Origin of the sequence: Halomonas sp. A3H3 (assembly GCF_000982975.1) — a bacterium.
Taxonomy (GTDB): domain Bacteria; phylum Pseudomonadota; class Gammaproteobacteria; order Pseudomonadales; family Halomonadaceae; genus Vreelandella; species Vreelandella titanicae.
In genome coordinates this window covers 790,674-803,483 of sequence record NZ_HG423343.1, presented here as the reverse complement: position 1 = coordinate 803,483, position 12,810 = coordinate 790,674, and the positions used below count along the sequence as shown (strand labels likewise).

Genomic DNA, 12,810 nt, shown 5'->3' with positions numbered 1-12,810 from the left:
GTGGTGGATGATACGGCGGTGACGCCGCAATATTTGCAGGGGGTGACTGCGGAGCGTGAACTGTCGATTGTGAAGCAGATCGCGCTGGGGTCTATTCGCAACAAGCTGATGTTTATCCTGCCGGTGGCTCTGCTGCTGAATCACTTTTTGCCTGCGCTATTGCCGATCATCCTGATGGTGGGCGGCACCTACTTGGCCTTTGAGGGCGCGGAGAAGGTTTGGCACAAGCTCTCCGGCAAACATGACGACGACAAGCCAGCGGTAGAGAAGGGGCCTGAAGCCGAGAAAAAAATCGTGAGTGGCGCCATTCGCACCGATCTGATTCTGTCCGCCGAAATCATGGTGATCGCGCTTTCAACCGTTTCCCATCAAGGGTTCTGGTCGCAGATGGTTAGCCTAGTGGTGGTCGCGTTTTTCATCACACTTCTGGTGTATGGCGTGGTCGCGCTGTTGATCAGGATGGATGATATCGGCCTAAAGCTCGCCCAGCGGGATAGTTCGGGAGTGCAGACCCTGGGCCGTGGTTTGGTGACTGCTATGCCCAAGGTGCTAGCGACCATCTCGGTCGTGGGCACCGTCGCCATGCTCTGGGTGGGTGGGCATATTCTGATGGCCAATCTGGGTGCCGATGGAACGGGTTGGTTCAACGCGCCCTATGAGTGGGTACACCATATTGAGCTAGGCATTCGCGAGGTAACCGGTGTCTTGGGAAGCATGCTGGGCTGGAGCTTCAATACGCTGTGCTCTGCAGTAATTGGCTTTTTGGTGGGCTCAGTGGTGGTGGGTGTGATGCACCTACTTCCCGGTAAGAAGGCGCATGCCGAGTAGGTGCGCGCCGCGAAGTAAGTATCAGGCATCTAAATGCCCGCCATAAAGGCGGGCATTTTTGTGAGATAGGGTGACGGTATTTCCCGTGACCTTACTCTGCCAGCGCCGCTGAATACTGCTGACCGGCGCTCGCCCAGGCAATGACGGCCAAGCCTAAAGCGATCAACGAAAGGATGGCACCCGCCCAGTTTGGAGAGGCCAAACCGAACCCGGCGGCAATCGTCGCGCCACCCACCCATGCGCCGATTGCATTACCCAGGTTGAACATACCGATGTTCACCGACGCTGCCATGGTGGGTGCGCCTGCTTGGCTGGCACGATCCATCACCAGTTTCTGGATCGGGGAGACGGTGGCGAAACCAAAGGCGGCCATGAGGAAGACAGAGGCCGAAGCCACAACGCTGTTCCCAACGCCCAGCCAGAAGACGAAAAGTACCGCAGCCTGCGCGGCAAGGGTCACAAACAGCGTTCCGAAAAGTGAGCGGTCAGCAAAGCGACCACCTACCCAGTTACCAACCGCCAGACCCAGTCCGAACAGAACCATCAGTTTTGCCACACCGGTGTCGGAAAACCCTGCCTCTTCGACCATCATCGGGGCGATGTAGGTAATAGAGGTAAAGAAAGCGGCAGGGCCGAAGACGGTAATGCCCATGGCGAGCAGAACCTGTGGGTCTACGAAGGCACGTAGTTCACTCTTCAAGGCGATGGCCTTGCCCGCTTTGATCTGGGGCACTAGCAGCGCGACGCTGATGACGGTGATAAGACCAATTCCGGCGATCAACCAGAATACTAGCCGCCAGCTATAGGCTTGCGCGAGCCAGGTGCCAGCAGGGACACCGAACAGGTTTGCCATCGTCAGTCCTGAGAACATGAGGGCTATGGCACTAGCTTGACGGTCTTTCGCTACCAGAGAGGCGGCGATGATGGAGCCAATACCGAAGAAAGTGCCGTGGTTGAACGCCGTTAAAATACGGCCCGCCAACGCGATGGGGAGTGTCGGCGCCACTGCCGTGATTACATTGCCTAGCGTGAAGATGAGGGCGAGGCTAATTAGCATCGTTTTACGTGGCACCTTGGCGCCTAGAATCGTCAGGATGGGCGCGCCCACGAACACGCCTAACGCGTAGGTGGTGGCCATTAAACCTGACGTGGGTATATCAATGCCGAAATCCCTGGCGATCTGGGGGAGGATGCCAGCGACGACGAATTCAGTCAGTCCGATACCGAATGCGCCAATCGCCAACGCGAAAAGTGCTAATGGCATAATAGTGTCTCCGTATATGATATTTTCAATCGAATGTGATTCGGTTATATTTATTTTATTGAAAATAATATTCGGAGGTAAAACGATAATGGTGCCGTCAGATAAAGAAACAGATGCTATTCGGCAGATAAAGCATCATCCGGCTGAACTTGATTCAATTGACCGAAAAATATTAAGTGCGCTCGCTGAAGATGCATCGCGTAGCTACGCTGAACTCAGCAAAATCGTGCATCTATCCGCTCCCGCTGTGCATGACCGCGTAAAAAGGCTTAAACGTGATGGGGTCATCAAGGGCACCGTCGCCATTCTCGACGGCTGCAAGCTTGGCCGAACGCTGCTGACTTTCTTGCTGGTCGATACCAGTAGCTACAGCGCCACGCGCAAACTACTGGCCTTTGCCGACAGACCCGAAGTAGAAGAGCTGCACACCGTGGCAGGAGATGGCTGTGTGCTCATTAAAGTACGCGCGGCTAACACCGAATCTCTCGAAGACTTCCTGATGGAGATTCAGAGCCTTGAAGGCGTCAGGTCTGTCCGCAGCTACATTGCGCTTTCAACCTTCCTGGAAAGAGGCCCATCGCCAGATTAGGTAACCCTCTCCAAAGCAGGGGGGAAAGGGGCGACGGGCCTAAAGAGTATCTTTGAGGTGGGGCCCTTGGCAGGACACTTATCGAGACCTCGCCTTGAGCGATACAGGCGAGGGGTCGGTAACCACGAAACTTAGAACTTATTTACCTCAGTTGTTCAGCCTACTTTGAAGCACTTGTTGCTTGTAGAGCGCCCGTAGCTGCAACGGGATGCCAAGTATCAGTGCAATCAACAGTACACTTTGTACGCCGAGCAATAACGGGTCATCCAGATTAGTCACGATTGGATCTCCGACAGGTAGCCGCCTCAAACTTTCACTGACGGTGGGAACTATTAACATGAAGATGCTGATGCTCAGTAAAACAGTTTCGACATATTTGCCGAATCGCTTCGTTTTGGACCACTTGGCGATACCATATCCCAACAAAACCACCCCGAGCGTGATGGTGGCAACGATCGCGCTTATGGACTGATGCGCAATCGGATAGACCGTGAGCGCGCCTAGCAACATGAACCAGAAATAAGCGCGACCTGCCTTGGTGTTGGGGGCAACTCGACCATGTTTAACAAGCATATAGATAGCGAGAGGAATGGCCGGAAGGCTTCCCATAGTGTGTAACCAACCAAGAGGTGAAATGTCCATAAAGGGTTCCTTATGATAATTTAAAAAACTCTATACCTATCTTCTAGTAGGTAGCGTGTAGTGGATAGTGTGTAGCAGGTAGTTAGTAAGACGCAGCTTTGCTGCGAGGTAGTGCGTGTTTCTGTTTTAGGAGAAGGTGCTGTTGGCCATCTTATTTATTTCATTGAGCAGCAAGCCCAGCAGGCAGCTCGTCTTGCGCCAGGCTGTTGTGTCTACTTGATATCCAATGCTCAGTTAGGCGGGAAGACGATGACCGGCGTTTCGATTTGGCGTCTGTTCGTTTGGGTAGGGCGGGGTTGTAGAACGGAATCCACACGCCAATGGCCCAGGCGTGGCTCAAATTTATAGATATACTCACCGGGTCAGGATAATAAACGTCATCCATGAAGGCTTCCCAAGCGAGCGCTTGATCGAGTGCTGCAGGCGCCTGAAGAGGGGGCGTATGTAGGTCGGTTTTTTCAGCCGCTAGGAAAATAACGTCAGCATCCCATTTGCCGCCCTTCAGAAACTGCTCAGCATATCTTTCCTCTAGAGGTGGTGTGGTGGCCTGAAGCGCAATAGTGTCGCAATTGAGCCAACTGGCATCAAAGATGCCGCTGCCTGGATGGGAATGGCACTGTCTCGGCGCTCTGCCCGTATCGTGATATATAGACAACCTTGAGAGGGTGACCAGTTGCGACACTGAGTCGAAGGAGCCTTTTGATTCAAGAAGCTGCTGGTGTTTTATCTGCTCGTTCAGGAAGGCGAGAAACTGTCCACTTTCCGCTAAGGGCAGGATTCTGTCGCTGCATTCCTGTGTGCTATCAGTCTCTTGAAACGCAGACAACTCCGATAGGGCGGCGGGCTGCGACACGGAGTCGGAGGAATCCACGGACTTAAGAGCATCTTGGTGTTTTATCTGCGCAGTCAGCAGGGGGAAGAACGGCTCCTCTGATATTTTAATCCCTCTCTGCCCATGGGCGCTGGTTCTTGTTGTCCCCGTGTGGGAAGTTCTCATTGTTGCTGCGGGTGAGCTGCTAATTGGGTACATCATGCGACCCACCTCCTGGCACTGATGAGACATGCTGCTAGCAAAACGGAAAGCAGCAAGGTAGCTACCGCGAGGGGCAGGCTTAAGCCGCTGCCGTATGGCATTTCCTTTGCTGGCAAGAGGAAAGTCGTATCGTTATATCCAGTCATAATCGTCATCTCGCTCCTATTGCTAACTTAATGGCTCGTTCGTGGTGTACCCATAGCCTCAACGAAGCGAAGTGCCATACCATCTAGTCCACGCTGTTCATTTCGTCATAGCGGCCGCTTCCGTCGATCCTCCTCGCTAGCTCATCTTCACAGTGGCCCCGAGAATGATTCGGATAGAATTCTTCGCATATTTTTCTCATTAGCTTCCTACTAGAAGGTAGGGTTAAAGGACGAATTGAAGGTTCCCTGGATGCGATATATTGGGAGAACCAATTTCGTAGCTTGGTTAGTGGTATTTACCTTCTAGTAGGTAGGCTGTGTCGATAAATCAAAACTGCCTTTTTACTTACCCTGATCATTGATAAGTCGTTCGATTAAGGGTTCGGTAACAACGCTAAATACTTTTTCGTCGCCGTAGACTCTTGCCGACAGCATGGCGCCATGCACGGCCGCCATGAAGCTTTCCGCTTCAGATTGCGCGGTCCCGGTAAGTAAAAAGGCATTTTGCGTCGCCCCTTCCTCTATTACAGAGGCCAGCCACGTCGATAGCGTTCGGAAATGAGCCCTCACCTCAACCACAATCTCTGGGGGTAACACCGGGATTTGGCTCGCGAGTAATGCGCACACACAAAAGCTGCTCGTGGGATCGCCAATACACGCCGTCCAGTAGTTGATATAGGCGCGCAGTTGGTCTGCTGGGTCGGTATTATAGCTTTTTACTGTAGCCAACCCCGCTTTCGCCTCTTCACGATAAAGCTGCAACAGCGTCCGAACTAAATCGACTTTGCTGGGAAAGTGATGGTGAATGCTTGCCTTTCGAATACCGACAACGTCGGCAATATCAGCATAACTGAAACCGTTATATCCGCCCGCAATGATCAAGGTGCGCGCGCAGCGGATGATTTCGTCAGAAGTGTTAGTCAGTTTAGTCATGCACCAAACCTACCTTCTAGTAGGTTTGCTGTCAAGAAGCCCGACGTAAAATTTAGAGGATGTGGCGCGGTAAGTTACCTCGACTTCATCTGCTCAACAATCCGTGCAGCATCTTTCGCCGGAGGCCGGCCGAAAGTGCGGGCATATTCCCGGCCAAACTGCGTGGAGCTTTCGTATCCCACTGCGTGAGCTGCCTCCGTGACACTGTAACCGGTGGAAATCAGTAGTGTCCGCGCCTTAAGTAGCCGAACTTGCTTCTGATACTGCAAGGGGCTGAGCGCCGTCACGGCTTTGAAGTGGCGGTGGAACGCAGAGATGCTCATGGCTGCTTCCTTGGCCAGCGTCTCCATCCGTAAGGGCCGTGCATAGTCGTTACGAAGTCGCTGAATGACCTGGTGCACACGTGCAAGGGCGGTGTCTGGTGTGGCGATGTCGCGCAGCATCCAGCCCATTGGCCCCTGAAGCACCCGGTAAAGAATCTCGCGCTCGTAGGCGGGTGCAAGCGCCGCAATGTCGGCTGGCTGCTCCATCAGGCGCAACATGCGCACCCAGGCATCGAGCAGTTCCGGCGTCACTGCTGCTACGGAAAACCCCGTTGCATGCCCGGCGCTGCTGCCAGCATTAGGCAGTTCCGAGAGCAGGCCAGCCAATAGGGTGGCGTCCAGCGTCAGGCTTACCGCAAGGTAGGGTTCTCCCGAGTTGCTACTACGTACAACCCCCGCTGCAGGCAGATCAACTGACATCACAAAATAGGTCGCGGGGTCGTAGTGCAGGGTGCGCCCGCCCACGGTCATGGATTTGCTGCCCTGCAGGATCAGGTTGACCATGGGGTCGTACACGGCGGCAAGCTCGTGTTCTGGAATTGCGCCTTGCACCATCGCCACCCGGGGAATACCAGTCTCGGTACGGCGGTTTTGCGCATGGGCAGCCAGACGGCGAAGTTCGTTGAGTTGTTCTTCCATGACGCTATTGAATGCCAGACCAGGAGCAGGGACAAGCGAAAAGCGAAAAGCAGAAATAGGCAGGATTGCGGTAGGAACAGGCGGGGCGTTAGGTGAGTTGATGCCTATGATGGGGAGACTAAATCTCACTGGAGTGTCACATGAGCACTATCGTCATTACCGGAGGTAGTCGGGGTATCGGCTCAAGCACGGCACTGGAGTGTGCACGCCGTGGGCTGGGCGTCATCCTCACTTACAAGAGCAATGCCGAGGCCGCGAGCGAGGTCGTGCGGCGAATAGAGGCGGCGGGAGGCCAGGCGGAGGCGCTTGAACTGGATGTTGGCGACATTGGCTCCCTGGCAAGTTTCCGGCAAGCGGTGGAACAAACGCTACGTACCAAGTGGAACACCCAGTGGGTGGGCGGGCTGGTCAACAACGCCGGATACGGGCTCTTTAACCCCATTGAGACCGTCACCGAGGCGCAGTTCGATGGCCTGATGAACGTGCATCTAAAAGGGCCGTTCTTTCTGACGCAGACGCTGCTGCCGTTGCTACAAGAGGGCTCGAGCATCGTCAATCTGACCAGTGCCACAACTCGTGTGGCCACGGCTGGCGTTGCCCCTTACGCGACGTTCAAGGGTGGGCTGGAAGTGCTGACGCGCTACATGGCGAAGGAGTTTGGTGAGCGCCGCATTCGCGTTAACGCTGTCTCGCCTGGGCCCATTCGCACTGAACTCGGCGGCGGTTTGAATGCAGAGTTCGAGGCGCTGCTGGCCTCGCAAACGGCCCTAGGCCGGGTCGGTGAGCCGGAGGAGGTCGCTCGTGTGATCGCTTCGCTACTGACCGAGGATGGCGGTTGGATCAACGGCCAAAACATTGAAGTTGCTGGTGGCTATGCCATCTAAAGTAGGCCATCTAAAGTAGGTCATCTAAAGGAGTGTCCCATGCTTGATCATATTTTCCTCACGGTGAGCGATACCGAGCGTTCCATTGCTTTTTACGAGCGAGTGCTACCCCTTTTGGGAATTACTAACCGCCACGATTTTGACGGTCATGATGGCCCGCCTGGCCACTCTGATCTGAAGGGGTTCGGCGCCAAGGGGCGTGTGTTTTTCTGGCTAAGGCAGGGAGAGGCGGTGCCCGGTGCGGTGCATGTGGGCTTCGTGGCAGCGTCCGAAGAGGAGGTCAATGCCGCCTATGCCGAAGCTATGACGGCGGGCGCCACCGAGATCCATCCGCCTGGGCCTCAGCTCCACTATGACCCCCGCTATTACGCCGCACAGGTCAGGGATCTTGACGGCTATAGCCTAGAGTTTGTCTACAAAAGCTGGCAGCACTGACCATGAAAACATTGATGATCTATGGCGCTGCCGGTTACACCGGTGGCATGGCGGCGGAGCACGCTGCATCTGCAGGTATTCACTTGGTTGTCGCAGGGCGTGTGAAGGATCGTGAGTCGCTGGACATATTGGCAGGGCGTTTAGGCGCTGGTAGTCGGCTCTTTTCGCTCGATGATCCGGGGGCAATCGCAAGGGGCCTTGAAGGCATCTCTGTTCTGCTCAACGCTGCCGGGCCTTTTATGAACACGGCCAAGCCGCTGATGTCGGCCGCCATTCGTGCTGGCGTGCACTATCTCGATTTCTCGGCGGAACTCGACTCCTACCGGCAAGCGTTGGCGCTCGACGGGCAGGCGCGTGCTGCGGGTGTCATGCTGCTGCCGGGAAGCGGTGGTAGCGTCGCGATGCTGGGAAGCCTGGCGGGGCATGCCGTGGCGCGAGTCAGCAACCCGCGCAAGATCAGTATCGCCTTGAAGGTGGCGGGGGGAATGTCGAGAGGGTCGGTGACCAGCGCGAGCCAGAACATCACGACGGAGACGCTTCATCTGGTCGGCGGCGAACTCGTTGCACGCAGCCCAGAGGAGGTGCGCGATTTCGATTTTGGCGAGGGCCCGCTATCGTCGTTCCCTGTCACGCTGCCCGACCTCGTGACCTTCCACCAGGCGACAGGCGTGCGTGATATCGAAACCTTCGTGCATGTGGCGGCGGGTGCGTTCCCCGATGGAGACGCCAACGAACTCCCAGCGGGGCCCAGTTCCGATGAGCGGGAGGCGAACCGCTACCATGCAGTTGTCGAAGTGACCGATATGGACGGTTCGGTAGCGCGCTCGCTGCTTGATACGGTGAACGGTTACACCTTCACGGCCATAGCGGCAGCGGAAGCTGCCCGGCGAGTGCTTGCTGGTGAGGTGAGGCCCGGCTTCCAAACCCCTGCGGGCCTGTTCGGCCACGGCTTTGCCGAGAGCATCGCCGATACGCGAATCACTGATATTCCCATCAGTTGAGCTGCTGACAGACCACTTCCACGTTGACGCCGTCCGGGTCTAGCACATAGGCGGCGTAGTAGTTGTCGTGATAGTGGGTGCGCACGCCCGGCGCGCCGTTATCCTGCCCACCTGCTGCCAGCGCGGCGCGATAAAACTCATCGACAGTGGCTCGTTTTGCTGCGGTGAAGGCGATATGAACGCCTTCGCCCGGTTGCTCGTTGTCGTGTATCCATAGCCGTGGGTAGCCCTTCATCCCAAAGCCATGCCGTGTGCCGCCGCTGCGCGTGCGGTCTGGCCCTACGGTGATAATTCGGCTGAAGCCCAGCGGAGCTAGCGCCTGTTCGTAGAAGCATCGCGATATTTCCGCATCGCGTACGGCGAACTCGACATGGTCAAGAATACTCATGTGTCTTTGCTCTCATCGGGTGTATGAAGAAAGGTTGCGAAGGCCTGGCCAGCCAGTTCGGCTACGGCAAGCAGGCGAGCCCTTGAGCGGCCAGCGCGCGCGCCTGCTGAAAGACCTTGCAGTGTCGTCACAACGTAATCAGCGAGTTTTCGTGCCTGGTGCGGCTGACTTCTCTTGATGTAGCCCTCGATAAAGTCTGCCGCTGCGTCGCCATAGGCGTTGGCCAGTTGACGAGCCTGAGGATCATCGGCGCGCATGCCTTCAGCCACCATGCAGCCACGCTTGGCTTTCGACTTGGTGTAGAGCCGGACGGCTTGCCGCAGTAAATCATCGATTGCTGCTGATAAGGGCCGGTCGGGCGTCAGGATCTTGTCTGCCGGCAGGTTGGCTTCTGCCACGTAGATCGCCAGGCAGCGTTCGTACAGGCCCGCCTTGTTGCCATAGGCGGCATAGAGGCTAGGCGGATTGATGCCCAGTGCACGGGTGAGCTCGGCAACCCCTACCGCGTCGTAGCCGCGTTCGTGAAATAGATCCTTTGCAACGACAACGCCCGCCTCTCTGTCGAAGGGGCGTCGAGGTGAGCGTTCTGCCACGCGTTCGCCAGCGCCGGTTTTGGATGGTTTGCTTTTCATATTGATAATACCGATTGACTCTTTTGTTTGTAGTGATCACTATAGCATTGCTTTAGTGACTACTACAAACTGAAAGGTGATGCTGTGAAACAGAACATGAACCGTAACGTTGCTGTCGTGACCGGCGGTAGCAGTGGTATCGGGTTTGCCATCGCCAAGCGCTTGATCGATGATGGAGCCGATGTCGTGATAACGGGGAGGCGGCAAGCGGTATTGGATGAGGCTGTGCACAGGCTGGGCAGAAGCGCTATAGGGATAGTGGCCGATGTCGCCAGTGCTGCGAGCTTGGCGCCTTTCTATGAGTCCGTGAAAAACCGCTTCGGGCGTATCGATATCCTGGTGGCCAATGCCGGTGGCGGCAGCCACGCACCGCTTGGGCAGATCACCGAAGAGCAGATTGACCAGCAGTTCTCGACCAATGTTAAAGGCGTGGTGCTGACCGTTCAGGGGGCGCTGGGCTTGATGAGCTCTGGTGCCAGCATTGTGATCGTTGGTTCCTCGTCCTCAATAGACCCAGGGCCGACCATGAGCGTCTACGGTGGTACCAAGGCGGCTGTGCGCAACATGGTGCGCAGTTGGGTGGCGGAACTGAAGGGAACGGGTATTCGCATCAATATCCTGAGCCCTGGGCCCACCAACACAGCTTCATTGCGCGAGGCATTCGGCGAGCACGCCGAGGAAGGCATGGCGTTCCTGACAGCCAAAAGCCCGCTAGGGCGCATCGGTGAACCCGAGGAGATTGCCTCCGTTGCTGCCTTCTTGGCCAGCGATGCCGCCAGCTATGTTAACGGGGTGGAATTGTTTGCTGATGGTGGCGCTTCGCAGACATAGTGAGGAACCGGCACCGTTGGATAGAGCTATACAGTTCCTTGCTATTCTTATCTGCCATTGACTGACCTATGAGCCGAATATAAACCATAATCGGCTCAAGATATGATCTGAATAACTGAGGTGGTAAAGGAATTTGGTGATGCTGGTTAAGCAACTACCGAAGGCTTTTCGGTAGTTCATCAAGAAATAGGCGTCAACCCCGCCGTTGCCGTAACACCATCACCCCCGCCATTAAGATCATGCCCATACCCAGCCAAGTCATGGCATCGGGCACTTCACTGAATAACAGGTAGCCCCAAAGGCTGGCAAAGATGAGGTAGGCGTAATCAAAGGTGCCGATCAACGCCGAAGGGGCAATTTGATAAGCCCTGGCCACCCCGGTATTCACAATGATCAACAGTAGGGCGTAGGCACCCACGATCAATAACGCTTCGGCGTCTAGCGGTTGCCAACCGGCGAACAGGAATGGCGCGCGTTCAGCGAGCGATGCTGTGCTGTTGATTGCCACCATCACGCTGAAGAGAGTGCCTGCTACCAAGAAGGCTAGATTTAATCCCAGGGTGAGAAGTAAGGGGTGCTCTCTTTGGCAGTGGTGGCGAGTGACCAGCATGGCTAGCGCATAAAAGAGGGCGGCAAGCACGGGGAGAAGTGTGGCAGGTGTGAAGGTGTCGCCGCCAGGGCGCAACACCACCACCACGCCGAGGAAACCGCAGAGGATGCCCAGCCAAGCCTGGCGTGAAAGATGCTCGCCCGCCCCAAAAGCAGCCAGCACGGCAATAAACAGCGGTGTGGTGTAAATGGCGACCGCCGCCACAGAGAGCGGAGTCAGCGGCAGTGCTGCGTAGTAGGCTATCCACATCAGTAACAGAAGCAGGCTTCTAATCGCCACCCAGCGGCGTGATTTTACCCTGGGGCGAGGGCCTGGATGGCCAATGATCAATCCAAAGAGTATCGGCAGCGATAGTGTTGAGGCGATGACATAGAGTTGCCATAGCGACATACTGGCACTCAGATACTTAACCAGAGCGTCGGTCAACGCCAGCAGAAAGACAGCTCCCACGATAAGGCTTATGCCCTGTAGGGTATTATCTTGTGGTGCAGCGGTGCCCTTCATTGCAGCATTCCAAGTATGAATTCCGCTTTAGAATGCCGCTGCCTCAAGCAGTGCTTCAAACGACTTCTGCGTCACAATGCATGAGCTCAGATTATGGATAACTTCATCAAGTCTCTTCCGCCGCTGGCGACGCTGCGTCCCTTTGAGGCTGCCGCCAGGCTTGAAAGCTTTTCGCGTGCCGCCGATGAGCTTCACCTGACCCAAGCGGCTATCAGCCGGCAGATCCGTGCGCTGGAGGAAGATCTTGGCGTGATGCTTTTCGAGCGCCGTCATCGCCGTGTGTTTCTTACCCGGGAAGGGCGCGAGTTTGGCCGTACGGTCTCCCAGGCGCTGGAAAGTATTGCTACGGGAGCTCAGGGACTGCGCGGCGACCCGGATGATAAGCGCGTCGTGTTGTTCTGCCAGTTATGCGAAGCGTTCTATTGGCTGATGCCACAGCTGGCGGACTTTAATCGTCGCTATCCTGACATTGAGATACAGCTGGCGACGTCGACAAGGCCGATTACCGAATTTAGTGGCCGCTTCGACATCGCGCTGCAAACCAACGGTAGGCCAAGCGGGAGCCATCGCTTGGTGTTTACCGCCGAGGACGAGATATTTCCGGTCTGCAGCCCTGCTTACCTGAAAGGGGCCACTACGCCGCTGAGTCTCAACGCGTTGCTGAACCAGCGGCTACTGCACCACCACGCTGAACCGCCGGATTGGCTGGAGTGGGATGACTGGTTTCGTGCCATGGGGCACTTTGAACTCTCATCAGCGGAGAGTGCTGTGTTCGACAGCTATCCACTGCTATTGCAAGCAGCTGTCGCGGGGCACGGTATCGCCTTGGGATGGCGGCGCACAACGCAACGGTTAATTGAAAATGGCGAACTGATCCGCCCGGTGGCAGAGAGCTTGCCCCAGCACGATGCCATCGCCCTATACACACGCCAGGGCGCGCCTCAACGCCCAGGCAGCGAAGCGTTATTGGGTTGGCTGCGTGAGGTGTTGGGTGATGAGGTTTGTACGAACTCACAAAGCGCGTATTGAAGGTAAGCGCTGATCGATTACCTTCTGACCTAAGCGGCAGCCCTTGAACCTGCTCAATCTTGCCGATCTCGTTCGTATTGCTCCACGTTTGGAAATGGC

15 protein-coding genes are annotated in these 12,810 nt (G+C 56.0%); 7 read left to right on the top strand and 8 right to left on the bottom strand.

All coding sequences use genetic code 11. The features are described from left to right. On the top strand, window positions 1-828 hold an 828-nt coding region (locus HALA3H3_RS03465; RefSeq protein ID WP_082116811.1), incomplete at its 5' end, for a DUF808 domain-containing protein. Between the two features lie 91 nt (window positions 829-919). Here HALA3H3_RS03465 and HALA3H3_RS03460 read toward each other — a convergent pair. Beyond that, complete coding sequence (locus tag HALA3H3_RS03460) at window positions 920-2,092, bottom strand: MFS transporter (protein ID WP_022519908.1); 1,173 nt, start codon at window positions 2,090-2,092, stop codon at window positions 920-922. Between the two features lie 16 nt (window positions 2,093-2,108). Here HALA3H3_RS03460 and HALA3H3_RS03455 point away from each other — a divergent pair, with 16 nt between their 5' ends. Further along, on the top strand, window positions 2,109-2,681 hold the full coding sequence (locus tag HALA3H3_RS03455) for an Lrp/AsnC family transcriptional regulator (protein WP_238326065.1): 573 nt from the start codon (window positions 2,109-2,111) through the stop codon (window positions 2,679-2,681). 147 nt (window positions 2,682-2,828) lie between these two features. On the opposite strand, the gene HALA3H3_RS03450 is transcribed toward HALA3H3_RS03455, so the two are convergent. The 4 genes from HALA3H3_RS03450 to HALA3H3_RS03435 form a co-directional block, all read right to left on the bottom strand. Further along, on the bottom strand, window positions 2,829-3,323 hold the full coding sequence (locus HALA3H3_RS03450) for a hypothetical protein (RefSeq protein ID WP_022519906.1): 495 nt from the start codon (window positions 3,321-3,323) through the stop codon (window positions 2,829-2,831). A 160-nt stretch (window positions 3,324-3,483) separates the two neighbouring features. Continuing rightward, window positions 3,484-4,356: a flagellar hook capping FlgD N-terminal domain-containing protein gene (locus HALA3H3_RS03445; RefSeq protein ID WP_022519905.1), complete on the bottom strand. Its 873-nt coding sequence runs from the start codon at window positions 4,354-4,356 to the stop codon at window positions 3,484-3,486. A gap of 488 nt (window positions 4,357-4,844) precedes the next feature. Next, the gene (locus HALA3H3_RS03440) at window positions 4,845-5,435 is read right to left on the bottom strand and encodes a TetR/AcrR family transcriptional regulator (RefSeq protein ID WP_022519904.1); all 591 of its coding nucleotides are present in this window, start codon (window positions 5,433-5,435) and stop codon (window positions 4,845-4,847) included. Between the two features lie 74 nt (window positions 5,436-5,509). Beyond that, entirely contained in the window at window positions 5,510-6,397 is an 888-nt protein-coding gene (locus HALA3H3_RS03435; protein ID WP_022519903.1) for an AraC family transcriptional regulator, read from the bottom strand. A gap of 140 nt (window positions 6,398-6,537) precedes the next feature. Between HALA3H3_RS03435 and HALA3H3_RS03430 the strand changes: the two genes are divergently transcribed. The 3 genes from HALA3H3_RS03430 to HALA3H3_RS03420 are packed head-to-tail and all read left to right on the top strand — an operon-like array spanning window position 6,538 to window position 8,717. Next, on the top strand, window positions 6,538-7,281 hold the full coding sequence (locus HALA3H3_RS03430) for an SDR family NAD(P)-dependent oxidoreductase (protein WP_022519902.1): 744 nt from the start codon (window positions 6,538-6,540) through the stop codon (window positions 7,279-7,281). A 39-nt stretch (window positions 7,282-7,320) separates the two neighbouring features. Continuing rightward, complete coding sequence (locus tag HALA3H3_RS03425; RefSeq protein WP_022519901.1) at window positions 7,321-7,716, top strand: VOC family protein; 396 nt, start codon at window positions 7,321-7,323, stop codon at window positions 7,714-7,716. A 2-nt stretch (window positions 7,717-7,718) separates the two neighbouring features. Beyond that, on the top strand, window positions 7,719-8,717 hold the full coding sequence (locus HALA3H3_RS03420) for a saccharopine dehydrogenase NADP-binding domain-containing protein (protein ID WP_022519900.1): 999 nt from the start codon (window positions 7,719-7,721) through the stop codon (window positions 8,715-8,717). Here HALA3H3_RS03420 and HALA3H3_RS03415 read toward each other — a convergent pair. Both HALA3H3_RS03415 and HALA3H3_RS03410 read right to left on the bottom strand, forming a co-directional pair. Beyond that, complete coding sequence (locus tag HALA3H3_RS03415; protein ID WP_022519899.1) at window positions 8,710-9,105, bottom strand: VOC family protein; 396 nt, start codon at window positions 9,103-9,105, stop codon at window positions 8,710-8,712. The genes HALA3H3_RS03420 and HALA3H3_RS03415 overlap by 8 nt on opposite strands. Next, window positions 9,102-9,737: a TetR/AcrR family transcriptional regulator gene (locus tag HALA3H3_RS03410; protein WP_022519898.1), complete on the bottom strand. Its 636-nt coding sequence runs from the start codon at window positions 9,735-9,737 to the stop codon at window positions 9,102-9,104. Before HALA3H3_RS03410 ends, HALA3H3_RS03415 begins: the two co-directional genes overlap by 4 nt. A gap of 84 nt (window positions 9,738-9,821) precedes the next feature. Here HALA3H3_RS03410 and HALA3H3_RS03405 point away from each other — a divergent pair, with 84 nt between their 5' ends. Further along, on the top strand, window positions 9,822-10,568 hold the full coding sequence (locus HALA3H3_RS03405) for an SDR family NAD(P)-dependent oxidoreductase (protein WP_022519897.1): 747 nt from the start codon (window positions 9,822-9,824) through the stop codon (window positions 10,566-10,568). A 193-nt stretch (window positions 10,569-10,761) separates the two neighbouring features. Here HALA3H3_RS03405 and HALA3H3_RS03400 read toward each other — a convergent pair whose 3' ends face one another. Further along, window positions 10,762-11,682: a DMT family transporter gene (locus tag HALA3H3_RS03400; protein ID WP_022519896.1), complete on the bottom strand. Its 921-nt coding sequence runs from the start codon at window positions 11,680-11,682 to the stop codon at window positions 10,762-10,764. Between the two features lie 93 nt (window positions 11,683-11,775). Between HALA3H3_RS03400 and HALA3H3_RS03395 the strand changes: the two genes are divergently transcribed. Beyond that, entirely contained in the window at window positions 11,776-12,711 is a 936-nt protein-coding gene (locus tag HALA3H3_RS03395) for a LysR substrate-binding domain-containing protein (RefSeq protein ID WP_022519895.1), read from the top strand. Window positions 12,712-12,810 lie beyond the last annotated feature (99 nt).

Coding starts and splice junctions, on each gene's coding strand:
- HALA3H3_RS03450 (WP_022519906.1), bottom strand. CDS start 3,323: ATGGACATTTCACCTCTTGGTTGGTTACACACTATGGGAAGCCTTCCG.
- HALA3H3_RS03400 (WP_022519896.1), bottom strand. CDS start 11,682: ATGAAGGGCACCGCTGCACCACAAGATAATACCCTACAGGGCATAAGC.
- HALA3H3_RS03425 (WP_022519901.1), top strand. CDS start 7,321: ATGCTTGATCATATTTTCCTCACGGTGAGCGATACCGAGCGTTCCATT.
- HALA3H3_RS03430 (WP_022519902.1), top strand. CDS start 6,538: ATGAGCACTATCGTCATTACCGGAGGTAGTCGGGGTATCGGCTCAAGC.
- HALA3H3_RS03460 (WP_022519908.1), bottom strand. CDS start 2,092: ATGCCATTAGCACTTTTCGCGTTGGCGATTGGCGCATTCGGTATCGGA.
- HALA3H3_RS03420 (WP_022519900.1), top strand. CDS start 7,719: ATGAAAACATTGATGATCTATGGCGCTGCCGGTTACACCGGTGGCATG.
- HALA3H3_RS03435 (WP_022519903.1), bottom strand. CDS start 6,397: ATGGAAGAACAACTCAACGAACTTCGCCGTCTGGCTGCCCATGCGCAA.
- HALA3H3_RS03445 (WP_022519905.1), bottom strand. CDS start 4,356: ATGATGTACCCAATTAGCAGCTCACCCGCAGCAACAATGAGAACTTCC.
- HALA3H3_RS03455 (WP_238326065.1), top strand. CDS start 2,109: ATGATATTTTCAATCGAATGTGATTCGGTTATATTTATTTTATTGAAA.
- HALA3H3_RS03395 (WP_022519895.1), top strand. CDS start 11,776: ATGGATAACTTCATCAAGTCTCTTCCGCCGCTGGCGACGCTGCGTCCC.
- HALA3H3_RS03440 (WP_022519904.1), bottom strand. CDS start 5,435: ATGACTAAACTGACTAACACTTCTGACGAAATCATCCGCTGCGCGCGC.
- HALA3H3_RS03415 (WP_022519899.1), bottom strand. CDS start 9,105: ATGAGTATTCTTGACCATGTCGAGTTCGCCGTACGCGATGCGGAAATA.
- HALA3H3_RS03410 (WP_022519898.1), bottom strand. CDS start 9,737: ATGAAAAGCAAACCATCCAAAACCGGCGCTGGCGAACGCGTGGCAGAA.